Consider the following 26,918-nt stretch of genomic DNA (forward strand, 5'->3'; position numbering starts at 1 on the left):
GCTGATCACAGTTATCGCATAAAAAAACGGCCCCCTCGGGGGCCGTTTTTCGTTTCGGTTATCCTGTCTTGCCCGCTTAGCCAGCGGCGCGTGCATCCGGCTGGAACCCGATCTGTTCGGAGGCCTTGAAGCGGCCACCTTCCAGCTTTTGCAGCTTGCCGGTGCGCAGCAGCTGACCGAAGGAGCGTAGACCTTCCTCGCGGCTGAAATCCTCGGCACCGCCTTGGCGTACGGTGTTCATCAACTGCGGACGCGAGAAATCGTCCATGCCTTCGACAAAGGCCATATAGGCCGCGGCCGCCTCCAGCAGGTCGGGAAGCTGGGTCGCGCCCATTTCTTCGGCGAACTCGGCAAAGCCACCGGCTTGCGGCACCGGCGCGGGGGCCACTGCGGCCACGCGGCGGGGGCGTACGGGGGCCACATTGCGCGGCTGGTCCGTGTCGATCCGCTGTGCCGCTACCAGTTTCAGCGGGGCAGGGCGCGGTTCGGCGGGCCGTTCGGTGCGGGCCGTGGTGGACGCGGGTCGGCGCGGTTTCACCACCTCGGCCAGATCGCTGCGGTAGGCGTTGTTTTCGCGTTCCGCAGCATCGGGCGCACCAAGGGCCATATCGGCCTTTTTCGCGGCAACGGCGGCGCGCAGATGGGTGATCGCGTCGCGGCGTGTAGCGGCTTCGGGTTCGTCCATCTGGTTGTCGGTTTCCGCCAGCAGACGGTTCATATCCGGGCCGCTGTCCGCGTCGAGCGTTGGCAGGCTGCGGCGTTGCGGGGCGGCTTTGGGGGCTTCGGCCTCGGGCTCTGCCGCGGTTTCGGCTTGGACCTCGGCCTGTACCTCTTCGGCGTCATCCTCGGAAACATCAATGTCGACGGTTTCTTCTTGGGCCGTGTCCTCCTGCGAGGCTTCCTCGGCTGTGTCTTCCTCGGCTGTGTCTTCCTCGGCGGTCTCTTCTTCGGGCGCGTCGTCCTCATCGGCGACGGCTTCCTCGGCGTCCTCAGGCGCGTCGGTCAGCGTGTCGGCAGCGGCGGAGGACAATGTTGCCTCAAGCTCGGCCAGCTCGCGGGCCAGATCTTCTTCATCCTCGTCAGAGAGCGTCGATTCGGGGTCGCGCTGGATACGCAGGGCGGGCTTCTCAGGCTCTTCCAGAACCGCAGGCGCGTCTTCTTCGACCTCTTCCAGCTCGCCTTCGGCGATGGCACGGTCGATGTCGGCGCGTTTGACCTTGAGCACGCGACCACGGGGCGCTGTGTCTTCTTCGGCTTCTTCCGTTTCCTCAGCGTCAACCTGCGCGGCGTCAGATTCTGCCACTTCATCAGCCGCAACGTCTTCGTGCTGTTCTTCGGCCTCTTGTGCAGCGGTAACGTCTTCTTCAGCTTCGAGGTCGGAGGATTGTGCCATGTCTTCGACCGTATCGTCGGCGTCCAGCGCGCCCTGAATGTCGTTGATCGCGTTCGCGATGACGTCGTCGGTGCTGTCTTCCGCGTCGATTGTGTCCTCGTCGTCAAAGACCTGAGGCTGCGGTGCGGCGGGGGCGTCCTGATTGGCAACCACGGCGCGGATGCGCTGCAGTTTGGCCGCGATGCTATCAACGACAGGGGCAGCAACGGGCTGGATTTCGGCGTCTTGGTCGTCGACGGTCACCTCGTTGCGCGGGCTATCGGCGAAAAACGCTTCGACATCTTCGTCGGGTTGGCCGGGGACGATATCCACCTCGGGGGCGGGGGCCGCAGAAGCAGGGGCCGCAGAAGCAGGGGCCGCTTCGGCTTGCGTGGCTTCAGGCTTTGGCGCGGCAACATCACGGCTGACCACCTCGTCGCGCGGTGCGGCGGCTTCGGCCTGAGGCGCGGGTGCGGCCTCTGGCGCTGTCACTGGCTCGGCAGATTTCAGCGCGTTGATGCGGTAGGCGTCATAATAGGCAGAGATTTCCTTGGGCCGGCGCGGCGCGAAGGAAGTCGACACCACCGACGGACCGGCGGCGGTGCTGCTGACCTGCGGCTGCGGTGCGGCAGGAGCCTTGGGTGTTTCGGCTGCTTCGGGCGCAGGGGCGGGCTGCGCTGGCGCTGCGGGTTCTTCCGGGGTCTGCGCGCTCAGGACGATCTGACCGTCCTGCTGGCGCGCCTCGACGCGGCGCGAGATTTCTTTCTGGGCGATATGGGCCAGCATCTCCGCATCGGGCTGTGCGGGTTCCGCACCGAAATACCGATCCTCCGACGACAGGTCGCGGAAATACTCTGCGATGGCCTTCATGGTGCCGAATGAATCGTCAAAGCCTTCCAACGTGCACGAGAAAGTGCCGTATGAGACCGTCAGAATTTTGTTGTTATTCATCATCGGATGGTCGTCCTCTGCCTATTTGCAGCTTACTGTTTACCATAAGGTTCAAGACCAATTCGGCTCGAATCTGTGCCCTGCAACGTATCATTTAATGTCAAAATTGCGGCATTGTTTCCAATTTGAGGTAAAACCGCGTGAAAACAACCATTGTGGCAAGCCGCAGCCCTGTCACCGTCATCGGGGGCGGGCAGCCCGGCCCGAACGACCTGAACGAGGCGTTGCAGCTTGCCCCGATGTGTGTGGCGGTCGATGGCGGGGCAAATCTGGCCCGCGACGCAGGCGTAGAGATCGCGGCGCTGGTGGGGGATTTCGATTCTGTCACGCCCGAGACCCTGTCGCAAATCCCGCTCGCGCGGCAGTTCAAACTGGCAGAGCAGGAAACCACCGATTTCGACAAGGCGCTGCGGTCGGTGGCCGCGCCGTTGATCGTGGCGGTGGGGTTTTCGGGCGGGCGCGTGGACCATCAGCTTGCCGCCCTGAGCTCTCTGGCGCGGCATCCGCACCAACGTTGCCTGCTCATCGCCGGAGAGCAGGTGATTTTCCTCGCGCCGCCCCGGCTTGATCTGCCGACACGGGCGGGGGATGTGGTGTCGATATACCCGCTGGCGGCGGTCCACGGGGAAAGCAGCGGGCTTGAGTGGCCGCTTGACGGGCTAGAGCTTTCGCCGCTGGGGCGGTTGGGGACATCGAACCGTGCGACGGGGCCCGCGACCCTTAGGGTCGATCGTCCCGCTGCGCTGGTGATGGTGCCCAGGGTGCTCATTCCGCAGGTTGCACAATCGCTGCTGCAGCCAGACGCCGCTGCGTGGCCCGCTCCCTCAGAATAATATAAAGACCGGCGGCCATGGTGATCCCCATCCCGAGCGCCGCCAGCGCATTGGGCAGATCGCCAAAGACGATCAACCCGACCAGCGTCGCCACGGGAATTTCGAGATATTGCATCGGTGCCAGCGTGGCCGAAGGGGCGTAGCGCAAGGACCATGTCATCAGCAGATGTGCCACGCTGCCAAGGACGCCGATTGCGATCAGCAGCATCCAGGCGTTCGCGTCAGGGACGCGCCAGCCCAAGGCGGGCACCGCTACGGTTTGCCCCAGACCCAGCAAGGGCAGCAGTATCACCACGGCGATAAACCCGCTGACCGTTTGCAGGCTGATCGGGTCGGTGTGTTTCGCGATCTGCCGTGTCACCAGCATAAACAGCGCAAAGTTCAGCGCTACGCCAACGGGTAGCAATGCGGGCCAGCCCACCTCTGCAAAGCTGGGTTGCACCACCAGCAGTGTGCCGCAAAAGCCGACGATACAGGCGAGAAGCCGGCGGGTGCCGACCTCTTCCCCCAGCACGTATTTGCCGAGCAGAAGCATAAAGAAGGGCATGACAAAGATAATCGCCACCGCATCGGCCAGCGGCAGGTATTTCAGCGCGGTGAACATCATCGCGATCCCGATGACATGCAGCACTGTGCGCACAAAGGCGAGCCACAGCGTTCGGCCCCGCATCGCCAGCGGCCTGCCCGTCAGCAGCACGAGCGGCAGCAAGATCAGCAATTGCACGGCAAAGCGGATGAACACGACCTGACCCAGCGGCACGGACGACCCCAGCAGTTTCGCAATCGCATCACCCACAGGGGCAACGATGCAAAAGCCAAGCATCATGGCAATACCGGTCATCGGTTTATCGGGCAGCATGGCAAAGCCTTTGTCGAGGATCAGGGGGATACGCCCCAGATGTGCAGGCATATCGCGGCGAGAGTGGCGGCATTTTTCCGGCTTTGCAACCGTGGGGAGAGGATGATTTCACGCCGCTGACCTGATCAGACCGACGCGATCGCGCCCGCGGTGTTTCGCACTGTATAAAGCTTGATCCGCGCGGTCGATCAGCTCTGCCGCGATGGCCGAGGCATCAAGTGGGGCGGGGAAGGCGTCGCCGGTTTCAGGCTGTGCGGTACATAGCCCGATGCTGATCGTGGCATGGATAGGCTGCGCGCTGGCGGGGATGGTAAATGGCGTCGTGCGGTAGGCTTCGCATATGCGTTTGGCCATACGGGTGGCCTCTGCCTCTGTGATGCCCGGGAGGATGAGTAAAAATTCCTCCCCTCCGATGCGGGCGGCAACGTCAAGCGGGCGCAGACATGATTTCAGCCGGCGTGCTGTTTCGACCAACACGGCGTCCCCCGAGGCGTGGCCGAATGCGTCATTCACGCGTTTGAAGTGGTCTATGTCTGCCAGCATCACGGCCAGCGGTATCCCTTTGCGGCGGGTGCGCACGGCAAGCCGCGCGACCTCTGACAGGGCGTGCCGGCGGTTGTAGATCCCTGTCAGCGGATCAAAAACCGCTTCGCGCAGGCGCGTATCGACATCACGCCGGATCGTGTCGCCCTGCTGTTTGCGCGCTAGGAGCCCGGTCAGCCGCAGCGAAAGTTCATCGATATCAAAGCCATGCTGCATCAGATCGTCGGCCCCGAGATCCAGCGCATGGGCGGCACCGGCGGGGTGGGGGCGGGATTGGAGCACAAGAATACCGCAGTGCCGCGTTGTCGTATTCGCCCGCAGGGTCGAGATCAGGCGCAGTTGCGCCTCGTCGCGCGTTTCGACACCGGTCAGGGTCAGGATGAAGACATCGGGCAGCGCGTTCTGCCGGATACCGGTCAACGCGTCGCGGATGGTCGTCTGGCTGACAGCCCCCCGCAGACGTTTGCGTAGCTGGGTGACATGCACCTGTGTCTCTGCCTTGTCATGGCTGACGACCTGGAACGTGCCCGGGCGGGTGAAGGTGGCAGCGGTTTCTTCCAGCCCGAGCGGGAGGCACATCGCGTCCCGCATCGCCGTGGGGCTGGCCCCGTGGCCCGCGCGTATCATGCTGCGCACCCGTCCCAGAAACAGCTTGTCGCAGACAGGTTTGACCATCGCTTCCTGTGCGCCATTCGCCAGCAGGTGCAAACACAGTGCCGCGCCACCGCCATCGGCCAAGGCAAAGACAGGTATCCGTGATGTCCGCGGCGACCCCGCGAGCATGGTGCATAGGGCCGTCGCATCTTGCCCGTCCAGATGATGCGCCGTGATGACCAAATCAGGCCCCGACCGGCGCGAGACGTCGACAGCCTGGGCCACGGTGGACGCCTGCCATACCTCGTAGGAGGCGGACGTGAGTTTGGTTTTCAACGCGATGCGGTTGGTCACAACCGTATCCACAATCAGGACTTTACCGGGCACTTGTCTTCATTCTCCACTCACGTGTAACTGGCTTAAGCGCCCTTTGTTGCCGTGATTGGTTAACAAAGGGTTTCGTTTGGGAAACCGTGATGGAAATTAATATGATGAAGCAAGATGCCGCCGAGACGGTCGCCCTGCAGGCATTGGCCTGGCTGGCCGCGAACGAAGACCTGATGCCCACCTTTATGGGATCAACGGGCGCATCTGCCGAAGATCTGCGCACGCAGGCCGGTGATCCGGTGTTTCTTGGCGCAGTGCTGGATTTCATCATGATGGATGACGCCTGGGTCACGGGATTTTGCGATACGGTGAACATCCCTTACGACCGCATCATGCAAGCCCGTCAGTCGCTTCCGGGTGGCGCGCAGATGAATTGGACCTGAAAGTGATCAAAGCGCTACTGTTCGACAAAGACGGAACCCTGTTCGACTTCGCCGCCACATGGGAGGCATGGGCCAATGCTTTCCTGACCCGGATCAGCAAGGGAGACGGAGAGAGAGCGGCTTTGCTGGGGCAGCAGATCGGCTTTGATTACGGGACGCAGAGATTCTCGCCCGACAGCATCGTTATTGCGGGCACACCGGGGGAGGTCGTAGATGCGCTGGCCCCCCATGTGGTCGAGATGGCGAAGACGGATCTCTTGGACCTGCTGAACCACGAGGCCGAAAACGCCCCTCAGGCAGAGGCGGTGCCGCTGGTTGCCTTGCTAGAGGCGTTCAAGGCACGCGGGCTGGTGCTTGGCGTCGCCACCAATGACGCCGAGGCACCCGCCCGTGCGCATTTGGGCGGCGCGGGGGTGACCGGATATTTTGACTTTATCGCCGGTTTCGATAGCGGCCACGGTGCAAAGCCCACGCCCGGGCAGCTCTTGGCGTTTGCCAAAGCCGTGGGGGTGGACCCGTCGGAAGTCGCGATGATCGGTGACAGCCTGCACGATATGGCGGCGGGCCGTGCGGCGGGTATGGCCTGCGTTGCGGTGCTGACGGGGCTGGCCACACGTCAGGATCTGGAAGGGGCCGCCGATGTGGTGCTGCCCGACATCGGCCATCTGCCCGCGTGGCTGGACGGGCAGAGGCATGACCCGCAGGGCTGACAGCTAGTTTGCATTTGAGACAAAACCAAAGCGCATTCCGCCGCGTCGGAGGTTTAGCCTTCGGCCTTTGTTAACTCTCCTCCGCGATCTTCCCCGTGAAACGGCGGAAAGGGGCGCGATGCACGGGCTGATCAACCATACGATCCAACGGTTCGTGCTGGATAGCTTTGGCCACCGTGTCTGGGCGCAGGTCGCCCTGCGCGCCGATCTTTGCGCCGTGATGGGCACGGCGGATTTCGAACCGATGCTCACCTATGACGATGCCATCACGCCGCGGGTTATCAACCGCTTGTCTGCCGTGATGAAACGCGCGATCCCCGATCTTCTGGAAGATCTGGGTGCCTGGCTTGTGTCCAACCCCGACCGCGAAGGCGTGCGGCGCTTGCTGCGCTTTGGCGGCGACGATTTTGAAGAGTTCTTGCATTCTCTCAACGACTTGCCAGAACGTGCCACCCTCGCCGTGGAAGACCTGCAACTGCCCCAGATGGAGGTCGCGCAGCTTGATGACTGGCGCTTTACGCTGACCTGTCGCGGGAAAGTGCAAGGCTTTGGCTATGTGATGATGGGCGTGATGCGGGTGATTGCGGATGACTATGGCACATTGGCCCTGCTCGATTGCAAAGCCGCCCCACCGGAGGGGGAGGTAATTACCGTCACGATTATTGACCGGCACTACGCGCAGGGGCGCAGCTTTGATCTGGGTGCACGCGGGTGACAGGTGGGGCAGCTTATGAGGCGGCATTGGATGTGCTATGCCCGATGCATGTGATCGTGCAGTCCTGCGGACGTATCCGGCATGTGGGCCCCACCATCCACAAACTGCGCCATCGTGGCACTTGGATCGGGAGCAATTTTTTCGACCAGTTTGTCATGCGCCGACCGAATATGGCCGACAGTATTGCGCAAATTCGCCCGATGGCGGGGCGCAAGCTGCATCTGGCGTTGCATGACCGGCCCGAGCAGATTTTTAAAGGGGTTCTGGTCCCACTGCCTTGTGGCGAAGATCAGATGGAAGGCTCGGAAACCGACTGTCTGATAAACCTGTCATTCGGGATATCGATCCTGAACGGCGTCCGCACCCATCGCCTGAGCAATGCCGATTTCGCGCCGACCGACCTCGCGGTCGAGATGCTTTATCTGATGGAGGCGAAATCGGCGGCGATGGCGGCGTCGCGTGCGCTGAACCAGAAGCTTGAGGTCGCAAAGATCGCGGCGGAGGAGCAAGCGTTTACCGATACGCTGACTGGCTTGAAAAACCGGCGCGCGATGGATCACGTGCTGTCACGGCTTATCGCGGGGAACAAGGGATTTGCCGTGATGCAGATCGATCTGGATTACTTCAAGGCGGTGAACGATAGCCTGGGCCATGCGGCGGGGGATCACGTGTTGCAAACCGCGGGCCGGATCATGGTGGAGGCAACAAGGGACATCGACACCGTCGCCCGCGTCGGCGGTGACGAATTTACCCTGCTGTTGCCAGGCGTTGCCGGCAGCGCGCATCTGGCACAGGTCGCCGAACGGATTATCACGCGACTGGAGCAGCCGATCAAATTTGATGGCGCGGCGTGCCAGATCTCTGCCAGCATCGGCAGCATATGGGTCAAAGCGGGGCAGGACGCCGTGGCCGAAGATGTCCTGTCGGACGCCGATGCGGCGCTTTACCGCTCTAAGCAAGCTGGGCGTGCGCGGCACACGGTGCACGGTGAAGCTGTGTCAGACGCCATGCAGAAGGGGAGGGAGAAACCACACGCGCTGCAGTAGATGACGGCGCGCGCTGGGCGTGCTGGCTTTGGTACGCGTCATAATTGCGGGGCCTTTAGATCTGCGGGCGTTCAATCTGCGCAATGCTTCAAGATTGTGCAGCTTGCCTCAAAACGCGCCGCAGGGGGCTGCGGTGCCATGATTATGGGGGCACCGCTTTTGGCTGCTCGTCACACGGGCGCGGCTGCGTTAGGGTTTTGGGAAAGGATATTCAGGCAAGGCAGGACATCATGACGGACAGTGCCCGTTCTCTCGGCTCTCGGCTCAGCGCGGTGTTGGCAGAGGTCTATCCCGATCTGGATGCCGACATCCTTTCGAGCATGGTGCTTGATGCCTTCTGGCCCGAGGGGACAACCCGCCGCAAAAGAGGCCGGATTGCCGGCAATACGCTTTGGTCGGAACGGGATGCGCTGCTGATCACCTATGGCAACTCTATCGTGGACGGGGCGCATAAGCCGCTGGATTTGTTGAACGACTTCTTGCACCGCTACCTGCGCGGTACATTGAACAGCGTGCATATCCTGCCGTTCTTCCCCTATACCTCTGACGACGGGTTTGCCGTCTCCGATTTTCGCGCGGTGAACCCGCAGCTTGGGGATTGGCCTGATATCAACCGCATCGCCGCCGATTTCACGCTGATGTCCGATCTGGTGCTGAACCATGTGTCGAGCCAGGGGAACTGGTTCAACGCCTACCGTCAGGGGCAGGCCCCCTATGACAAGTTCTTTTTCGAAGCCTCGCCGCAGGATGATCTGCGCGAGGTGGTGCGCCCGCGCACGACGCCGCTGTTGCAAGAGGTAGAAACCTCAAGCGGCCCGCGCCACGTCTGGTGCACTTTCAGCCATGACCAGATCGACCTTGATTTCCGCAACCCCGAGGTGTTGCTTGAGTTTTTGCGGATCATCCGCCTGCATGTGGATAATGGCGTGCAGATCATCCGGCTGGATGCGGTGGCGTTCTTGTGGAAGCAGATCGGCACCCCGTCGATCCACCTGCCGCAAACCCATGCGATTATCCGGCTGATGCGGTTGCTGTGCGACTATGCGCCGGAAAAGATCATCCTGCTGACCGAAACCAATGTGCCCAAGGCCGAAAACCTCAGCTATTTCGGGGCAGGGGACGAGGCCCATGCGATCTATAATTTCCCGCTGCCGCCGCTGATCTTGCATGCGATGATGTCGGGCAATGGGGCGCATCTGAGGCGCTGGCAACGCACGATGCCGCCGGCCCCCATGGGCTGCGCCTATCTGAACTTTACCGCCAGTCACGACGGGATCGGCATGCGCCCCGCCGAAGGGTTGCTGCCCGAGGATGAAAAACAACAGGTCATTGATACGGTGCTACAGGTCGGCGGTTTGGTGTCGATGCGCAGCCTGCCTGACGGCGGGCAAAGCCCGTACGAGCTGAACACGACCTTTTACGACGCGCTGTCGCGGACCTTTAAGGGCGAGGATGACCATCATCATGCGCGGTTCATCTGTTCGCAGACCATCGTCATGTCGCTGGAGGGGATACCCGCCTTCTACATCCACGCCATGCTGGCGACGCCCAATGATCACGCGCAGGTCGAACATCGCGGGATGAGCCGCGCGATCAACCGACACCGCTGGGACTATCCGAGCTTGCGCGACCGGCTGGCCGATGGGTCCAGCGCGCAGGCGCGCGTTTTGGGCGATCTGTCGGCGCGGCTAAAGGTGCGACAGAAACAAAAGGCGTTTCACCCCAATGCGACGCAATTCACCGTGAACCTGCAAGATGACCGCGTGTTCGGCGTGTGGCGTCAAAGTCTGGACCGCAAACAGTCGATCTTTGCGCTGCACAACGTCAGCGACGCCTCTGTCGCGATTTCGGCGGCGGCGCTAAACCTGATCGAGGATCAACCCTGGCTGGACCTGATCAGCGGTGATTTGATTGACGCCAGCGCGGATCACATCACGCTGGCCTCCTATCAATGCATGTGGGTCACAAACCGGTTCTGACCCAGCAGCCCGCGCGGCCCTCAGCTAGTTGTATTCTGCGTCATCCGCTGCGGCGGCCTCGCGCAGATTGGCAAGGAACTCGGGCGCGGCGGCGTGGACGCGGTTCCACGTGGGGATAAAGGGGGTCTCGTGCGGGTTATCGAGAAAGAAGTGTCCCGCCCGCATGATATTCTCGGTAAAGAGCTCGATCGCGCGTTCTTCCTTGTGGCGGTCGATGCTCAGCCCGTTCATCTTGGCGTCGTTGTAATAGGCATCCAGCAGGTCGAGCGCACAGCGATAATAGGTCGCCTTGAGCGTGCGAAAGACATTGGGTGTGAACACCGTGCCGTCTGCCGCCAGCTTGCGGAAAATAGCCTTGCAGATGTCGGTGGACATGCGGTTCAACCCCGCATCGGCGTCGGCCTCGCTCAGATCTTGGTGCTTGTGGTCATAGTCGTCGGCGATTTCGACCTGACAGACCGATTTCGGCGCGAGGTTGCGCCATGCCTCTGACAGCACGCCGATCTCCAGCCCCCAGTCGGAGGGGATGCGCAGATCGGGCAAGATATTGGTGCGCATGGCAAATTCACCCGAGAGCGGATAGCGGAAAGCGCGCAGGTAATCGATATAGTCACGGTCGCCCACGACCTTTTTCAGCGCGATCAGCAGCGGGCTGACCAGCAGCCGCGTGACCCGCCCGTTCAGCTTGTCGCTGCCCACCCGCGCGTAATAGCCTTTGGCGACCTGATAGGGGAAATTCGCATTGGCGACAGGATAGATCAGCCGCGCCAGCAGGTCGTTGGTATAGGTCACGATATCGCAATCATGGATCGCCATCACCGCGCTGTCCTGACAGGCGATCAGATAGCCGAGCGAGGACCAGACGTTCTTGCCCTTGCCTTGTTCGGCGGGGGCGAGGCCCATGTCTTTGAGCTGCGCGCCAAGCGCCAGCATCCGCGGGCTGTCGTTCCAGATCACGATATGGTTCTGGTTGAGGCCCTTGAAGAACTCTTTCGCATGGCGGAACTGTGCCTCGTCGGCGCGGTCCAGACCGATGATGATGCGGTGCAGATAGGTGACCTTGGACAGCTCGGCCAGAATGCGGGGCATCGCCTCGGTCTCTAGCTCGGAGTAGAGACAAGGCAGGATCAGCGCCATTTTGCGGGTCTGGGCAAACGTCTCAAGCTCGTAGGTCATTTCGTCCAGCGAGCGGGTGCGCAGATTGTGCAGGGTCGCGATATTCCCGTTTTGATGAAAATCAGCCATGCTTTGTCATTCCTTAGTTCAGGTTAAGCCGCGCGATCAGGTCCAGCACGGCACCGTTCCATCCGGCAGGGCCGGGGAGCGTGGTGCGGGTGATCCTGCCGATGTCCTCACCGGGCAGCGGGGGCAGGGGGTCGCGGTGCGGGTTGGCGACAATGACGCCAAACTCGGCCGCTTGCAGCATCTCTATGTCATTGGGGGCATCGCCAAGCGCCAGCGTATGGCGCGGCGCAAAGGCGTCGGTCAGCGCGGCCATCTGGTCGGCTTTGGTGCGCCCGTAGGAAAGGGTCAGAAACCGCCCACCTTCGCGCGCATGGATACCGTGATCATGCAGGGCGTCGATAAATGCGCCGCGCAACTCGGCGCTGCCCGACCAGATGCCGGGTTCGGAAAAGGCCCGCTCTGCCGCGTTGGCGGCGTCATTATGCGACAGGCCGGTGATCTGCGCGATCTGTGCCACCGTCATATCGCCGAACCCGCAAAACGGGTCGCGCAGATCGGCGGGCAGGCTGTCGAGCGCGTGGCGCAGGCGCACGTAACTGTCCGTTTTGGGCATGTCAGTGCTGTCGGGCGGTAAAATACCGGCACCGTTTTCGATGATCGCGGGGCAGTGATCCCATGCCAGTTCGGCGCGAATCTCCGCGATCTCGGGCGCGGTTTTCGAGCTCGCCAACACCACTGCGGCCCCGATATTGCGCAATGTATCCAAGGCCGGTGTGGCCGCATCCCAGCGATAGGAACTATGTGACAGCAACGTGCCATCAAGGTCCGTAAACACCAGCAGGGGTAAAGACATAGCCATAGATCAAGCGTGTGGTGCGGGACCGATTGTTGCAACTGGGTACAAGTGTTCATCGCGCGGTTTGCATTGTTTTTCTAGCTTTTGCCTAAAAAATGTGCAGAAACTGGACTGCGTGGATGCGCACGTATAAATAGAATCACATGGGCGCGTTCGGGGGGAGGGTCCGGTGTAAAAGAGGTCAGGTGACGTCGCGACCAAGGGCTCTGTTTTCACTCTGACAATAATTTTTATTGTTGACGTAAACAAAGTTGCGCGACAGTCTGAGCGCCAAGATACGCCAAAGCGTGCTTCGGGGGATTATTTGTCAACAACTGCGATACAGGCGGCGGCGCTTTCGCCGCCAGAGGGATTAGGCGACCGCATGCGGATGCAGCGTCATCGGATGGCGATGACATTGCAGCAGCTGTCGTCGGCCTCCGGTGTGTCGGTGGGCTATCTGAGCCAAGTGGAACGCGGCAACGCGACACCGACGCTTGGCACGCTGAGCCAAATCGCTGCCGCGCTTGACGTTGATGCGGATTTTTTCGTGCGGACCCCGCGCACGGTCGACAGCCTGACCCGCGGTGCCGCACGGCCCCGTTTCGCGGTGGCAGGATCGTCGATTGAATATGAACAGATCGGTGCCGAACGCGCGGGCCACGAGATGACATCCTATGTGATGAACGTGCCGCCCGGCTATGAATCCGAAACGGTGACCCATGTTGGCGAAGAGATCATCTATATCCTCGAGGGTGAGATCTCGCAGATGGTTGGCGAACGGGAGTATCTGATGACGGCGGGCGACAGCCTGCATTATCTGGGTACCACGCCCCATTGCTGGGCCAACAGAACAGACCGGCAGGCCCGCATCTTATGGGTCGGTCGCATGAAATACGATAAGTCCGGGGAAATCGGACAGAGTGAGGCCGCGCCGGCAGAGAGCTCGCGCGAAATGTTACCCCTCAGGCGTTAACCCTATCGCCCTCATCGGCCCAGAGAGGCCGTGGGGAGATAACACTTTACCAACTAGGAGAGTAAATCGAATGTCTTTCAAGAAAATCATGGCCACGGGCCTGCTGCTGAGCACGCTTGGCGTTGCGGCGCAGGCGCAGTCGCTGGTCTATTGCTCGGAAGGGTCGCCAGAAGGCTTTGACCCGGCCCTGTACACCGCAGGCACGACCTTTGATGCGTCCAGCCACCCGATCTACAACCGCTTGGCGGAATTCAAGGTCGGTACCACCGAAACCATTCCCGCGCTGGCCGAAAGCTGGGAGGTGTCCGAAGACGGCAAGACCGTAACATTCAAGCTGCGCAAAGGCGTCAAGTTTCACAGCAACGCCCAGTTCACGCCCACACGCGATTTTAACGCCGATGACGTGATCTTTAGCTTTGACCGTCAGGGCAACGCCGACAACCCCTACAACCAAGTATCGGGTGGCACCTGGGAATACTACGGTGCGATGTCGATGCCTGATCTGATCGAAAGCATCGAAAAGGTTGACGATTACACCGTTCAGTTCAACCTGACCCGCGCCGAAGCGCCGATCATTGCCAACATGGCAATGGACTTTGCCTCGATCGTGTCCAAGGAATATGCCGACGCGATGCTGGAAGCCGGGACGCCGGAAATGCTGAACCAGGCACCTATCGGTACCGGCCCGTTCACCTTCCAAGCCTACCAGAAAGACGCCGTGATCCGTTACGTGCGCAACGACGAATACTGGGGTGACCCGGCGAAAGTCGAAGCGTTGATCTTTGCGATCACACCGGATGCCTCCGTGCGCTACCAGAAGGTACAAGCGGGCGAATGCCACGTCATGGCCTATCCGAACCCTGCGGACGTGCAGGCGATGAAAGACGCCGAAGATGTCGTCGTGATGGAGCAAGAGGGCCTGAACGTGGGCTATCTGGCGTACAACACGCAGATGCCTCCGTTCGACAACGCCAATGTGCGTAAAGCCTTGAACATGGCGATCGACAAGCAAGCGATCATCGACGTGGTGTTCCAGGGCTCCGGCGAAATCGCCAAGAACCCGCTGCCGCCGACAATGTGGTCCTATAACGATGCGATCGAGGATGACAAATACGATCCGGAAGCCGCGAAAGCCGCGCTGGAAGCCGAAGGCGTATCCGACCTGACGCTGAAAATCTGGGCGATGCCGGTCCAGCGTCCCTATAACCCCAATGCCCGCCGTATGGCCGAGCTGATGCAGGAAGACTTCTCGAAGGTCGGTGTCGACGTAGAGATCGTGTCCTACGAATGGGGTGAATACCTTGAGCGTTCCAAAGCAAAAGACCGCGATGGTGCCGTTCTGCTGGGTTGGACAGGTGATAACGGTGACCCCGACAACTTCCTCGCGGTTCTGCTGGGCTGCGACGGCGTAGAGAAATCCAACCGCGCACAATGGTGCAACGAGGAATTCGACGCGCTTGTTCAGGAAGCCAAGGTTCTGCCAACACAAGAAGAGCGTGCGCCGCTGTATGAAAAAGCGCAGGAAATCTTCAAGGACCAAGCCCCTTGGGCCACCATCGCGCATTCGGTTGTTTACATGCCAATGCGTCCCGAAGTTGAAAACTATGTTGTGCACCCGCTGGGTGGCCACATCTTCAACCAGGTTGGCCTGTCGCAATAACAGCGATGACAAAGCAATGGGGACGGTGCATGTCGCGCCGTCCCTTCCTTTATTCTAGGCCCCGGCCACGTTAACGAAAGGCGCAAGCCCCCGTGTCAAAGAACCTCTCTCAACGTCTTGCCGACTATGCCGCTGTGGCCGCCGATCTGGGCGTCGATGCCGTGGCGCTGGTGCCCGGACCCAATTTCTCGCGCGCCGTTGGCCATAGGTTTATGAGCAATGAGCGTCCCTTTGTTCTGGTGATCCCTGCGGATAAACCTGCGGCGGTGCTGTTGCCGAACCTCGAACTGGGCAGTTGGGACATGGTCGGATTTGACGGCGCGGTGTTTGATTGGCGCGACCAGACCGGCTATGCCGATGCATTTGCCGCGCTGACGCAGCATTTGGGCATCACGTCGCTGGCGGTCGAAGGGCAGGTGATGCGCGTCTTCGTGCACCATGCGTTCAAAGACGCACAGCCCGATCTGACCATCACCGATGCAGAGCGCGAAATCTCGGCACTGCGGATGATCAAAACCCCCGAGGATATCGCCGCCCTGCGCGAGGCGATCGGCATTTCCGAACGCGCCCTTCAACGCACGCTGGACAGCGTCAAGCTCGGCCAGAGCGAGAAGCAGATCGAACAGACGCTGGTGCAGGCGCTTTTCGCGGAAGGGGCGGATGACCTGTCCTTTGGTCCCATCGTGGCCGCCGCGGATGGCTCGGCCCGGCCCCATGCCCATGCGCGCGAGGATTACGCCGTCAAGGCGGGCGATGCGCTGCTGCTGGACTTTGGCGCGCGCAAGAACGGCTTTGCCGCCGACATCACCCGCACCGTTTTTCTGGATCACGTCACCGACGAGGGGCGCGATGTCTATGACACCGTGCTGCGCGCCAATATGGCAGGGCTTGCCGTGACGCGCGCGGGGGTGACCGCACATGACATCGACGATGCCGTGATCTCTGTGCTGGAAGCCTCGCCCTATGGGGACCGCATCCGCACCAAGACCGGCCACGGTCTGGGCCGCGAGGTCCACGAGGCCCCCTATATCATGCGGGGCAACCACATGGCTTTACCCGCCGGAACGGTTTACACCAATGAACCCGGCCTCTACGAGATCGGAAATTTCGGCGTGCGCATCGAGGATGACGTGCTGATTACCGACGACGGCTATGAAACGCTGACCAACTTCCCCAAAGAGCTGATGGTGATAAAATGCTGAACTATGTTCTGGGACGACTGCTGACGTTCATCCCGACTTTCATCGGGGTGACGCTGATCTCCTTCGGGTTCATCCGCGCGCTGCCGGGCGACCCCATCCAGGTGATGGCGGGCGAGCGCGGCATCTCTGATGAGCGCTATGCCCAACTGGCCAAACAATTCGGCTATGACCAGCCGATCTATGTGCAATTCTGGGACTATCTGACCGGCGTGCTGCAGGGCGATCTGGGCAATAGCTTTGTCACCAAGCGCCCGGTGTTCGACGAATTCTTTACGCTCTTCCCCGCCACGCTTGAACTAGCGGTCTGCGCGATGATCTTTGCCATCGCCCTTGGCCTTCCGGCGGGGGTGATTGCGGCGGTGAACCGGGGCAAGTTTTTTGACCGGGCGCTGATGTCGACGGCGCTGGTGGGCTATTCGATGCCGATCTTCTGGTGGGCGCTGCTGCTGATCATCGTCTTTTCAGGCAACCTGCAATGGACACCTGTGTCGGGGCGGATTGATCTGCTGTATTACTTCCCTAACCCCACCGGCTTTATGCTGATCGACAGTCTGGCGTCGGGGCAGAAGGGGGCGTTCCTGTCAGCGGTGCGCCATCTGGTTCTGCCAACGATCGTGCTGGGGACAATCCCGCTGGCCGTGATCGCACGCCAGACGCGGTCGGCCATGTTGGAGGTTCTGGGCGAGGATTACATCCGAACCGCCCGCGCCAAGGGCATGTCTCCGGGGCGGATCAACGGCATCCACGCCCTGCGCAACGCGCTGATTCCCGTGATCACCGTGATTGGTCTGTCGGTCGGCACATTGCTGGCCGGTGCGATCCTGACCGAAACCATCTTTAGCTGGCCGGGCATCGGCAAGTGGATGGTCGATAGTATTTTCCGCCGCGATTACCCCGTGGTTCAGGGCGGGCTGCTGCTGATTGCTGTGATGGTGATGGTCGTGAACCTGACCGTCGACATGCTTTACGGCGTCATCAACCCCAAAATCAGAAAGCGATAACATGGACGACGCACTCTCTGCCGAAGCCGCAATGGTCCAGGAACGTCCGGGCCGCTTGCGCGAATTCTGGTTCTACTTCCGCGAAAACCGCGGCGCTGTCATCGGGCTGTGGATCTTTGCGGTCTTTGCCTTTCTGGCCCTGTTTGGTCCTTGGGTCGCCCCCCATGACGCGACAGAGCAATTCCGCGCGGCCACCCTACAGCCCCCCGCGTGGCAAGAGGGCGGCAGCTGGACCCATATCCTGGGTACCGATCCGCTCGGGCGCGATATGCTGTCGCGTCTGATTGTGGGCGCGCGTTATTCCTTCTTTGTGGGGGTCGTCGTTGTCTCTATCGCGGCGACCGGCGGGATCATCATCGGGCTGATCGCGGGCTTTGCGCCCAAATGGGTCGATAGCATCATCATGCGTGTCATGGATATCGTGCTGGCGTTCCCGTCCCTGCTGCTGGCGTTGGTGCTGGTGGCGATCCTCGGGCCGTCGCTGACCAACGCAATGATCGCCATCGCGATTGTGTTGCAGCCCCACTATGTGCGCCTGACCCGCGCCAGCGTGCTGTCGGAACGTCAAAAGGATTACGTGACCTCGGCCCGCGTGGCGGGGGCAGGGATCTTCCGGCTGATGTTTGTCACCGTGCTGCCCAACTGCCTTGCGCCGATCATCGTGCAGGCCGCGCTGTCATTCTCGACCGCGATCCTTGATGCCGCGGCCTTGGGCTTTCTGGGGATGGGGGCGCAGCCGCCCACACCTGAATGGGGCACCATGCTGGCCGAAGCACGCGAGTTCATCCTGCGCGCCTGGTGGGTCGTGACCTTCCCCGGCGTGGCGATCCTTGTGACCGTGCTGGCGATCAACCTCATGGGTGACGGCCTGCGCGACGCGCTTGATCCGAAACTGAAACGGAGCTGAGCCATGACACTTTTGCGTATCAGAAACCTAAGCGTTGATTTCGCCACGGCCTCGGGCAAGTTCCGGGCGGTGGACGGTGTCGACCAGGACGTGAACGAAAGCGAGATCCTTGCGATTGTGGGGGAAAGCGGGTCGGGTAAATCCGTGTCGATGCTGGCGCTGATGGGGCTGCTGCCCTGGACCGCCACCGTCACCGCGGACGAGCTGACCTTTGACGGGCACAACCTGCTAACGATGGACGCCAAGGCGCGTCGCAAGATCGTCGGCAATGATCTGGCGATGATCTTTCAGGAGCCGATGTCATCGCTCAATCCCTGTTTCACCGTGGGCTGGCAAATCCGCGAGGCCCTGCGGGTGCATCTTGGCATGGGCCGCCGCGAGCGTCAGAAACGCGCGATCGAGCTGTTTGAACAGGTCGGCATCCCCGATCCCGAAAAGCGCCTGTCGGCCTTCCCGCACCAGATGTCGGGCGGGATGAACCAGCGGGTGATGATCGCCATGGCGATTGCCTGCAAGCCCAAGCTGCTGATCGCCGATGAACCTACCACGGCGCTCGACGTGACCATTCAGGCGCAGATCCTCGATCTGCTCGCATCCCTACGCGAGGAAACGGGCATGGGGCTGGTGTTGATCACGCACGACATGGGTGTTGTTGCGGAAACCGCCGAACGGGTCAGCGTGCAATATGCCGGCCAGAAGATCGAAGAACAGCCGGTGATCCCGCTGTTTGACGCGCCGCACCACCCCTATACCTCGGCGCTGCTGGATGCGCTGCCAGAACGGGCGACTGAAAAGCGGCTGCCGACCATTCCGGGCGTGGTGCCGGGGCAATTCGACCGCCCCGCAGGATGCCTGTTTTCGCCACGCTGCAAATTCGCCAACGCCAAATGCAAGTCCGAAGCGCCGCCCGCCTTGGGCGCTGATCTGGGCTATGCGCGTTGTTTCTACCCCTTGAACACAGACGAAAGGGTCGCATCATGACCGCACCTGTGATGACTGCAACGGCGCTAGAGCGTCACTATGAAGTCGGCGGCGGGCTGTTTCGCAAGCCGCGTACGCTCAAGGCCGTGGGCGGGCTCGATTTCGCGCTCTATCCCGGCAAAACGCTGGCCGTCGTAGGCGAAAGCGGCTGCGGGAAATCGACCTTGGCGCGGATGGTCACGATGATCGAAGACCCGACCGCCGGATCGCTGACGCTGGATGGCAAACCCGTGGTCCGCGAAGATTGGGCATCGCTGCGTAAATCGGTGCAGATCGTGTTCCAAGACCCCTATGGCTCGCTCAACCCGCGCCAGCGGATCGGCGCGATCCTCGAGGAACCTCTCAAGATCAACCGCCCCGACATGAGCAGCAAGGAGCGTACCGCCAAAGCGCGCGAGATGCTCGGTCTGGTGGGCTTGCGGCCTGAACATTTTGACCGCTATCCGCATATGTTTTCCGGCGGTCAACGCCAGCGGATCGCGATTGCGCGGGCGTTGATGCTGGACCCCAAAGTGCTGGTGCTGGACGAGCCTGTGTCCGCGCTGGACCTGTCGATCCAGAGCTCGGTGCTGAACCTGTTGGTCGATCTGCAGGAACGTCTGCAACTGGCCTATCTGTTCATCTCCCATGACCTGAGCGTTGTGCGTCACGTGGCGGATGAGGTGATCGTCATGTATCTGGGGCGCGCGGTCGAACGCGGTAGCCGCGATGATGTCTTCGGTGCGCCGTTCCACCCCTATGCCAAGGCGCTGCTGTCGGCCACGCCCCAAGCGGACCCACGCGGCGCGAAAGAGCGGATCAAGCTGCAAGGCGAACTGCCATCTCCACTGGCGATCCCCGATGGCTGCCCCTTTGCGCCACGGTGCTGGAAAGTGCGCGACAAATGCCGCGCCATGCGGCCAGAACTGCCGCAGGGGCATCATGCCGCGGCGTGTTTCTTTCCTGAAAACGGTGGCACCCCGGCCTAGGGCCGGGGGCGTCCTCGTTTATCTCGCGCGCGGGTCAGATCAACTGGCGCTTGCGTCGGCGCAAAGCTGCAGCCCGGCGCGCACATGGTCGCGGCGCGAGACGTGGCTGGCCGTCAGACCTTGGGCGGCAAGCCCGCGTGCATAGAGCGGGGCGAGGGGGCTGTCGGAGAGGATGACCACCTCGCGGCCCAGCCAATAGGCGCGGGCACCGGCCAGCTCTAGCCCGATCAACAAACCCATCAACCGTGACCAGCCTGCGTCCGTCGTGGGGCCGTCGATGGTGGCTTGCGCCGAAATCTCGGCCAGCGCGGTGGCAAAGATTTGCGGGCGAGCCATGACATCATTCACGGCGGCGTCGAAAGTATCCTCATCCAACCCACCACCGACAACCGCCTTGGAGAGCGGGGCTGTAGCGGACAACTGCGCGGCCATCACGGGGGTGAGAAAACTTTGAAAACTGACGACCTCGCGGGCGCTGATGTGGGCCCATGTGGACTGCGCGTCAAGGCAACAGATCACCCCGTCAAACTCGGGCGCTGCCTGAAGGTAGCCCGCAATCGCCGTCTCGGCCCCTTGCGTGATCTGGGGCGGGCTGGCCTGTTTCAGGCCGGGCACCGCGCACAGTTCCAGCCGCGGGTCATCAACCTCCAGGGCAAGCACCCCGCCCAAGGGCTCTGCCGGAACGGGGCGCAGGCTGCTGGCGGGCAGGGCGGGCAGCCCCGCGACGATCACCGGCAAACGCTGTTGGTCCGACAGATAGGGCGACAGCAAATCCGTAAGGGCCGCGACAAAGCCGTCTTCCGCAGGCAAGGCAGCGACCGGCCCGTCGGCCTGCGCCAGCACATCGCCGCGTGGATCATGCACCCACAGATGCATATGCCCATCCGCGACATCGACCCCGATCCACGCGGGGCTTGCACCGCTCACGCGTGGGGGCCTGTGAAGAGGGGAGTGGTGAAAGAGGGGGTGCCGATCATAGGGTGTCTCCTTGCCTGAGCCGCGTCTTGCCGCGCGGTCGTGTAGAAATCGGGTTGCATCAAAGGGCGCAATCGCGCTCTATTACGCGATCAACAATAAACATAACGGGAGTTCCTCTGCCATGAAAGTTCTTGCAGCAACCACCGCGCTTACCCTGTCCCTTGCCAGCAGCCTTGCTGCCGCAAGCTGTGACGAGATCACCTTTTCCGACGTAGGTTGGACCGACATCACCGCGACCACTGCCGCAACCACCGTCGTGCTGGACGCTTTGGGCTATGAGACAGACGTGAAAATCCTTTCCGTTCCAGTGACCTACACGTCGATGGCCGCAGGCGATGTGGATGTGTTTCTTGGCAACTGGATGCCCACGATGGAGGCGGACATCGCCCCCTACCGCGAGGATGGCAGTGTTGACACAGTGCGCGCGAACCTGACTGGCGCGAAATACACGCTGGCCGTGAACAAAGCCGCCGCTGACATGGGGATCAAGAATTTCGCCGATATCGCTGCCAATGCAGACGCGCTGGACGGTCAGATCTATGGCATCGAGCCGGGCAATGACGGCAACCGCCTGATCCAGTCGATGATCGACGATAACGCCTTTGATCTGGCCGAGTTCGAGGTCAAGGAATCCTCGGAGCAGGGGATGCTGGCACAGGTCAAACGCCTGTCCGCCAAGGGCGAGCCTATCGTCTTCCTTGGTTGGGAACCGCATCCGATGAACGCGAACTTTGATCTGACCTATCTGGAAGGCGGGGACGATTTCTTTGGCCCCGATCTGGGCGGTGCGACCGTTCATACCAACACCCGCGCCGGTTTTGTCGAGGAATGCCCCAACGTGGGCAAGCTGCTGACCAATCTGGAATTCACCCTCGCTATGGAGAACGAGATCATGGGTGCCATTTTGGATGACGGCGAAGAGCCCCGCGATGCGGCGACGGCCTGGATCAAGGCGAACCCTGATGTGCTCGACACATGGCTGGACGGCGTGACCACCGTGGACGGTGGCGACGCGATGGCGGCCGCCAAGACCATCGTCGAGTAATCCACCCTTAGGATGTGAAAAGGGCCTGCCATCGGGCGGGCCCTTTTTGCCATCATCGCATGATACCAGCCTCCGGAGGTTCCCATGAACTGGCTCACCGATAACAAGATCCCGATTGATGACGCCGCAGAGGCGGTTTTTGATTGGCTGCTGATCAACGCCGGTTGGCTGTTCGACGGGCTGGCCGTCGCGATGGAGTGGTTGATTGACGCGATCCTCTGGGTGCTGCAAACGCCACATCCGCTGATCGTTATCGCTGTCTTTGGCGCGTTGACCTGGGCGATCCAGCGCAACTGGAAAACCCCGCTGCTGATCATGTTGGGGTTTTTGTTCATCCTCAATCAGGATTACTGGGAAGAAACCACCGAAAGCCTGACGCTGGTGCTGTCGGCCTGTGTGGTCTGCATGGGCGTCGGTGTTCCCATCGGCATCGCCGCGGCGCATCGACCGCGCATGTACCGCTATATGGCACCGGTGCTGGACTTGATGCAGACGCTGCCCACCTTCGTCTATCTTATTCCCGCGATTGTCTTTTTCGGCATCGGCATGGTGCCGGGGCTGATCGCGACGGTGATCTTTGTCCTGCCCGCGCCGATCCGGTTGACGCAGCTTGGTATCGCCTCCACCCCCAAGGCGCTGCTTGAGGCCGCGCAGGCTTTTGGCGCGAAGCCCAGCCAGACCCTGTGGAAGATTGAACTGCCCTATGCGCTGCCACAGATCATGACCGGTCTGAACCAGACGATCATGCTGTCGCTGTCGATGGTGGTGATCGCGGCCCTCGTGGGGGCGGATGGTCTTGGCGTGCCGGTGGTACGCGCGCTTAATCAGGTGAACACGGGGCTTGGCTTTGAATCGGGGCTGATCATCGTCGTGGTCGCCATCATGCTGGACCGGATGCTACGGGTGACACGAAAATGAGCGATCAAATGACCAACCCCGCAAACGCCGTCGAATTCGACAATGTGTCCATCGTCTTTGGCCCGAAACCGGCAAAGGCGCTGCCCTTGATGGATGCCGGACAAGACCGTGCCGAAATCGAGGCCGAGACAGGCCAGATCCTCGGGGTGCATAACTGCACGCTTGATGTCAAGCAGGGCGAGATCCTTGTGCTGATGGGCTTGTCCGGCTCTGGCAAATCCACCTTGCTGCGCGCGGTCAACGGGTTGAACCCGTTGGTGCGTGGATCGGTGCGGGTGCATGATGGCGACTGGAGCTGTGACGTCACCGCCAGCTCTGCCGCTGATCTGCGCCGCGTGCGCCGCGAATGTGTGTCGATGGTGTTCCAGCAGTTCGGATTGCTGCCGTGGCGCACGGTGCGCGACAACGTGGCGCTTGGGCTGGAACTGGCCGATGTCCCCAAGCGCGAACGGCTTGAACGGGCAGAGGCGCAGCTTAGGCTTGTCGGTCTGGCCGATTGGGCCGATCGCAAGGTCAGCGAGCTGTCGGGCGGGATGCAGCAACGGGTGGGGCTGGCCCGCGCCTTTGCCACCGAAGCCCCGATCCTGCTGATGGACGAGCCTTTCTCGGCTCTTGATCCGCTGATCCGCACCCGTCTGCAGGACGAGCTGCTTGATCTGCAACGCGAGTTGAAACGCACGATCATCTTCGTCAGCCACGATCTGGACGAAGCCTTCAAGCTGGGCGGGCGCATCGCGATTATGGAGGGCGGGCGCATCGTGCAATGCGGCACCCCGCGCGAGATTTTTTCGAACCCCGCGTCGGACTATGTGGCGGAATTCGTGGCCAATATGAACCCGCTTGGCGTGCTGACGGCCCGCGATGTGATGGGCCCGCCCGCCGCGACATCGGACGGGGCCGTCGCCGCCGAGACGCCGGTGGCCGAGCTGATTGGCAAGATCGGCGATGATGCGCAGGCGATCCCCGTGGTCGAGGACGGAGAGACGATCGGCACCGTTACCGCAGGCAGTATCGTATCGCGCTTGCAGTCCGAATGATGCTTTGACCTCAGGCGCTTGGCGGGTCATCACTACGCCACAGGACCGCTCAGCGCAGGGGATGACAGGATGACGGATCAGGAAAGCTCGGGCCGCCAGAGCAATGCACTTGGCGTGGCAGGTGTGCTTTTTGCAGGCATTGTCTGGGGCACCACCGGCACCGCCGCGACCTTTGCCCCTGACGTGAGTGCTGCGGCGATCGGTGCCGCGGCGATGGGGATCGGCGGCATCGGGCAGGCGCTGCTGGCGCTGCGGGGCATCGCCCATGCGCGTGCGCAACTTTGGCAGCAGCGTGGGTTGCTGCTGCTGGGGGCTTTGGCGGTGATGATCTATCCGCTGGCGTTCTATGGCTCCATGCGGTTGGCGGGGGTGACCATCGGGACCGTCGTCACCATCGGCACCGCGCCCCTGTTTGCCGCGCTGATCGAATATGTGATGGAGCGTTCCTTGCTGACCCTCCGGTGGAGCCTTGGCGCGCTGGCGGGCGTCGCTGGCATGGTGCTGATCTGTCTGGCCGAGGGCGGGCATGGGGCCGTGGGGGGCACCAATGTGCCGCTTGGGGTCGTGCTGGGGCTGCTTGGCGGGTTTACCTATGCGCTTTATAGCTGGACGGCGCGCGCGATGATGCTGCGCGGCCTGCGGTCTTCGGTGGCCATGGGTGCCACCTTTGGACTGGGCGGGCTGATGCTGATGCCTGTGCTGTTGGCGACCGGCGGCCCGCTGCTGGCCTCGTGGGGGAACGCGGCGGTCGGGCTTTATATGGCGTTTGTGCCGATGTTTCTGGGCTATATCTGTTTCGGCTACGGGCTGTCGCGGGTGCGGGCCAGTACGGCCACGACCCTGACGCTGATCGAGCCGGTGGTCGCAGCGCTGCTGGCCGTTGTCGTGGTGGGCGAACGCTTGCCCTCCCTTGGCTGGGCCGGCGTGGGGCTGGTTGTGCTTTGCCTGCTGGTGCTGACCGTGCCCACGGGGCGGGGCGCGCAGCCGGTGGCCCCGATCCCGCCCAAGTAGTATCGGATTCGACTGACGCAGCGACATGGGTAAAATTCTTGCGCTTTTGCTACCTACATTGCGGCGTTTTAGTCTAGAAGCATCGCCAAGCCGCCCCATGCCCCGCCATGGCCCCGATAGATTGCAATGACGACCTTACCAAAAAGGACCGCCACAGATGAGCGCCACAGCCCGCAAGACCGCCCCCATGCCGACGGATATTCTGGCCCGCAAAGGGGGGGCTCCGCTGGTGAGCCTGACCGCCTATACCACGCCGATGGCGCAAGTGATGGATGGCATCTGCGATTTCGTGCTTGTGGGCGATTCAGTGGGGATGGTGCTGCACGGGCTGCCCTCGACGCTTGAGGTCACGATGGAGATGATGATCCTGCACGGTCAAGCGGTGCGGCGCGGGCTGACCCAGTCGATGCTGGTGATCGATATGCCCTTCGGCAGCTACGAGCAAAGCCCGGCCCAAGCCTTTGAGAACGCGGCACGTTTGATGCGCGAAACCGGTGCCGGTGCGGTCAAGCTTGAAGGGGGGGAGGTGATGGAAGACACCATCGCCTTCCTGACCAAACGCGGCATTCCGGTGATGGCGCATATCGGCCTGACGCCGCAGTCGATTCACACGCTTGGCGGGTATAAGGTGCAGGGGCGCGGTGCGGCCGCCACGCAGCTGATGGCCGATGCGCAGGCGGTGGCGCGGGCAGGGGCCTTTGCCGTGGTGCTTGAGAAAGTGCCGCAGGCTTTGGCGGACCAGATCACTGAAACGGTCGCCATTCCCACCATCGGCATCGGTGCGTCAGCGCAATGCGACGGGCAAATTCTGGTGGTCGATGACATGCTGGGGCTGTTCACCGCCTTCAAGGCGAAATTCGTAAAACGCTATGCCCATCTGGGCGATGACGCAAAGGCCGCGGTGCAGGCCTATGCCGACGAGGTCACGGCGCGATCCTTCCCCGGACCCGAGCATGTATTTTTTGACGAGGTTTCCAAAACATGACACCCGAAATTATCCGCACGCTGGTTGAACTGCGCAGCAAGGTCGCCGGATGGAAAGCCGCGGGCGAAAGTGTCGCCGTGGTGCCGACGATGGGCGCGCTGCATCAGGGGCACCTGAGCCTCGTGCGGGCCGCAAAAGAGGCGTGCGACCGTGTGATCGTGACGATCTTCATCAACCCCAAGCAATTCAACAACCCTGACGACTACAAGAACTACCCCCGCACCGAGGAAGAGGACGCGCGCAAGCTGATCGCGCTGAAGGCGGATGTCGTCTATGTGCCAGATGGGGAACAGATGTACCCCAACGGTTTCGCGACGACTGTGTCGGTCGAAGGCATCACCCAAGGGCTGTGCGGGGCGCATCGGGCAGGGCATTTCGACGGCGTGGCCACCATCGTGACCAAACTCTTTACCCAGACCCAGGCGGACAAGGCATTCTTTGGCGAAAAAGATTATCAGCAGCTTCAGGTGGTGACCCGTCTGGCGCGTGATCTGGACCTGCCGATAGAGGTGATCGGCTGCCCCACCATCCGCGAGGAAGACGGTCTGGCCATGTCCTCGCGCAACCTGCTGCTGTCGGATCGCGCCCGCACCTGGGCCCCCGAACTTCACCGTGCGATGGAGGAGATGTCAGAGGGGCTGCTTGCTGGTGGCGATCTCGAAACGCTCCGCGCGGCGGCAGTGTCGCGGGTGGAACGTGCGGGCTTTACGCAGGTGGAATACCTTGACCTGCGATCTGCTGACCAGTTGGAGCTGATGACCACGCCCGACCGCCCCGCACGTCTGTTGGCCGCCGCATGGCTGGCCGGTGTGCGGCTGATCGACAATATCGCCGTCGGTTAGACGAAGAAAAGCGGG

General features: G+C 61.8%; 25 protein-coding genes. 19 read left to right on the forward strand and 6 right to left on the reverse strand.

The genetic code is table 11. The annotated features are described in order from the left end of the window. Positions 1 to 76: 76 nt before the first annotated feature. Complete coding sequence (locus tag EE36_RS11695; protein WP_005852474.1) at positions 77 to 2,326, reverse strand: hypothetical protein; 2,250 nt, start codon at positions 2,324 to 2,326, stop codon at positions 77 to 79. Between the two features lie 137 nt (positions 2,327 to 2,463). Between EE36_RS11695 and EE36_RS11700 the strand changes: the two genes are divergently transcribed. Further along, positions 2,464 to 3,156, forward strand: a complete 693-nt coding sequence (locus EE36_RS11700; RefSeq protein WP_005852476.1) for a thiamine diphosphokinase — start codon at positions 2,464 to 2,466, stop codon at positions 3,154 to 3,156. Here the strand turns inward: EE36_RS11700 and EE36_RS11705 are convergent. Together EE36_RS11705 and EE36_RS11710 are read right to left on the reverse strand one after the other, a co-directional pair. Next, positions 3,089 to 4,015, reverse strand: a complete 927-nt coding sequence (locus tag EE36_RS11705) for a DMT family transporter (protein ID WP_037944977.1) — start codon at positions 4,013 to 4,015, stop codon at positions 3,089 to 3,091. The two genes, EE36_RS11700 and EE36_RS11705, sit on opposite strands and share 68 nt — an antisense overlap. Before the next feature lie 108 nt (positions 4,016 to 4,123). Further along, the gene (locus tag EE36_RS11710; RefSeq protein WP_005852480.1) at positions 4,124 to 5,539 is read right to left on the reverse strand and encodes a diguanylate cyclase; all 1,416 of its coding nucleotides are present in this window, start codon (positions 5,537 to 5,539) and stop codon (positions 4,124 to 4,126) included. A gap of 89 nt (positions 5,540 to 5,628) precedes the next feature. Here EE36_RS11710 and EE36_RS11715 point away from each other — a divergent pair, with 89 nt between their 5' ends. The 5 genes from EE36_RS11715 to EE36_RS11735 all read left to right on the forward strand — a co-directional run bounded on the left by EE36_RS11715 (position 5,629) and on the right by EE36_RS11735 (position 10,372). Then, complete coding sequence (locus tag EE36_RS11715; protein WP_005852482.1) at positions 5,629 to 5,922, forward strand: DUF3572 domain-containing protein; 294 nt, start codon at positions 5,629 to 5,631, stop codon at positions 5,920 to 5,922. Beyond that, a complete protein-coding gene (locus EE36_RS11720) occupies positions 5,913 to 6,632 on the forward strand; it encodes an HAD family hydrolase (RefSeq protein ID WP_005852484.1) in 720 nt (239 codons plus the stop codon). The genes EE36_RS11715 and EE36_RS11720 overlap by 10 nt, the downstream gene beginning before the upstream one ends. 118 nt (positions 6,633 to 6,750) lie before the next feature. Beyond that, positions 6,751 to 7,347, forward strand: coding sequence for a heme NO-binding domain-containing protein (locus EE36_RS11725; RefSeq protein WP_005852486.1), 597 nt, complete (start codon positions 6,751 to 6,753; stop codon positions 7,345 to 7,347). A 44-nt stretch (positions 7,348 to 7,391) separates the two neighbouring features. After that, positions 7,392 to 8,393, forward strand: coding sequence for a GGDEF domain-containing protein (locus EE36_RS11730; RefSeq protein WP_005852488.1), 1,002 nt, complete (start codon positions 7,392 to 7,394; stop codon positions 8,391 to 8,393). A gap of 230 nt (positions 8,394 to 8,623) precedes the next feature. Next, on the forward strand, positions 8,624 to 10,372 hold the full coding sequence (locus tag EE36_RS11735; protein WP_005852489.1) for a sugar phosphorylase: 1,749 nt from the start codon (positions 8,624 to 8,626) through the stop codon (positions 10,370 to 10,372). A gap of 24 nt (positions 10,373 to 10,396) precedes the next feature. On the opposite strand, the gene EE36_RS11740 is transcribed toward EE36_RS11735, so the two are convergent. Next, complete coding sequence (locus EE36_RS11740) at positions 10,397 to 11,617, reverse strand: glycosyl transferase (protein ID WP_005852492.1); 1,221 nt, start codon at positions 11,615 to 11,617, stop codon at positions 10,397 to 10,399. 13 nt (positions 11,618 to 11,630) lie between these two features. After that, positions 11,631 to 12,410 (reverse strand): mannosyl-3-phosphoglycerate phosphatase, encoded by a 780-nt coding sequence (locus EE36_RS11745; protein WP_156785532.1) that lies wholly within the window; start codon positions 12,408 to 12,410, stop codon positions 11,631 to 11,633. Between the two features lie 367 nt (positions 12,411 to 12,777). Here EE36_RS11745 and EE36_RS11750 point away from each other — a divergent pair, with 367 nt between their 5' ends. From EE36_RS11750 to EE36_RS11780, 7 genes are all read left to right on the forward strand, one after another. Then, positions 12,778 to 13,368 (forward strand): helix-turn-helix domain-containing protein, encoded by a 591-nt coding sequence (locus tag EE36_RS11750; RefSeq protein ID WP_005852495.1) that lies wholly within the window; start codon positions 12,778 to 12,780, stop codon positions 13,366 to 13,368. 70 nt (positions 13,369 to 13,438) lie between these two features. Beyond that, positions 13,439 to 15,028 carry an ABC transporter substrate-binding protein gene (locus tag EE36_RS11755; RefSeq protein ID WP_005852497.1) on the forward strand — a complete coding sequence of 530 codons (1,590 nt, stop codon included), beginning with the start codon at positions 13,439 to 13,441 and terminating at the stop codon, positions 15,026 to 15,028. Positions 15,029 to 15,120: 92 nt separating this feature from the next. After that, positions 15,121 to 16,230 carry a Xaa-Pro peptidase family protein gene (locus EE36_RS11760; RefSeq protein ID WP_005852499.1) on the forward strand — a complete coding sequence of 370 codons (1,110 nt, stop codon included), beginning with the start codon at positions 15,121 to 15,123 and terminating at the stop codon, positions 16,228 to 16,230. Beyond that, entirely contained in the window at positions 16,224 to 17,231 is a 1,008-nt protein-coding gene (locus EE36_RS11765; protein ID WP_005852501.1) for an ABC transporter permease subunit, read from the forward strand. Before EE36_RS11760 ends, EE36_RS11765 begins: the two co-directional genes overlap by 7 nt. A gap of 1 nt (position 17,232) precedes the next feature. Next, a complete protein-coding gene (locus tag EE36_RS11770) occupies positions 17,233 to 18,138 on the forward strand; it encodes an ABC transporter permease subunit (RefSeq protein ID WP_005852503.1) in 906 nt (301 codons plus the stop codon). 3 nt (positions 18,139 to 18,141) lie between these two features. Then, positions 18,142 to 19,119: an ABC transporter ATP-binding protein gene (locus EE36_RS11775; RefSeq protein WP_005852505.1), complete on the forward strand. Its 978-nt coding sequence runs from the start codon at positions 18,142 to 18,144 to the stop codon at positions 19,117 to 19,119. Next, positions 19,116 to 20,087, forward strand: coding sequence for an ABC transporter ATP-binding protein (locus tag EE36_RS11780; RefSeq protein ID WP_005852507.1), 972 nt, complete (start codon positions 19,116 to 19,118; stop codon positions 20,085 to 20,087). Before EE36_RS11775 ends, EE36_RS11780 begins: the two co-directional genes overlap by 4 nt. 39 nt (positions 20,088 to 20,126) lie before the next feature. Here the strand turns inward: EE36_RS11780 and EE36_RS11785 are convergent, their stop codons facing one another. After that, positions 20,127 to 21,014: a 2-dehydro-3-deoxygalactonokinase gene (locus EE36_RS11785; RefSeq protein WP_005852509.1), complete on the reverse strand. Its 888-nt coding sequence runs from the start codon at positions 21,012 to 21,014 to the stop codon at positions 20,127 to 20,129. Between the two features lie 172 nt (positions 21,015 to 21,186). On the opposite strand from EE36_RS11785, the gene EE36_RS11790 reads away from it, so the two are divergent. From EE36_RS11790 to panC, 6 genes are all read left to right on the forward strand, one after another. Continuing rightward, entirely contained in the window at positions 21,187 to 22,110 is a 924-nt protein-coding gene (locus EE36_RS11790) for a choline ABC transporter substrate-binding protein (RefSeq protein ID WP_005852512.1), read from the forward strand. Between the two features lie 84 nt (positions 22,111 to 22,194). Next, positions 22,195 to 23,028 carry a choline ABC transporter permease subunit gene (gene choW, locus EE36_RS11795; protein WP_005852514.1) on the forward strand — a complete coding sequence of 278 codons (834 nt, stop codon included), beginning with the start codon at positions 22,195 to 22,197 and terminating at the stop codon, positions 23,026 to 23,028. After that, the gene (gene choV, locus EE36_RS11800; protein ID WP_037943871.1) at positions 23,025 to 24,065 is read left to right on the forward strand and encodes a choline ABC transporter ATP-binding protein; all 1,041 of its coding nucleotides are present in this window, start codon (positions 23,025 to 23,027) and stop codon (positions 24,063 to 24,065) included. Before choW ends, choV begins: the two co-directional genes overlap by 4 nt. Positions 24,066 to 24,134: 69 nt before the next feature. Beyond that, a complete protein-coding gene (locus EE36_RS11805) occupies positions 24,135 to 25,076 on the forward strand; it encodes a DMT family transporter (RefSeq protein ID WP_005852518.1) in 942 nt (313 codons plus the stop codon). Positions 25,077 to 25,233: 157 nt separating this feature from the next. Then, complete coding sequence (gene panB, locus EE36_RS11810; RefSeq protein ID WP_005852519.1) at positions 25,234 to 26,061, forward strand: 3-methyl-2-oxobutanoate hydroxymethyltransferase; 828 nt, start codon at positions 25,234 to 25,236, stop codon at positions 26,059 to 26,061. Next, positions 26,058 to 26,903 (forward strand): pantoate--beta-alanine ligase, encoded by an 846-nt coding sequence (panC, locus tag EE36_RS11815; protein WP_005852521.1) that lies wholly within the window; start codon positions 26,058 to 26,060, stop codon positions 26,901 to 26,903. The genes panB and panC overlap by 4 nt, the downstream gene beginning before the upstream one ends. Positions 26,904 to 26,918: the final 15 nt, after the last annotated feature.

It is taken from the genome of Sulfitobacter sp. EE-36 (assembly GCF_000152605.1).
GTDB lineage: Bacteria > Pseudomonadota > Alphaproteobacteria > Rhodobacterales > Rhodobacteraceae > Sulfitobacter > Sulfitobacter pontiacus.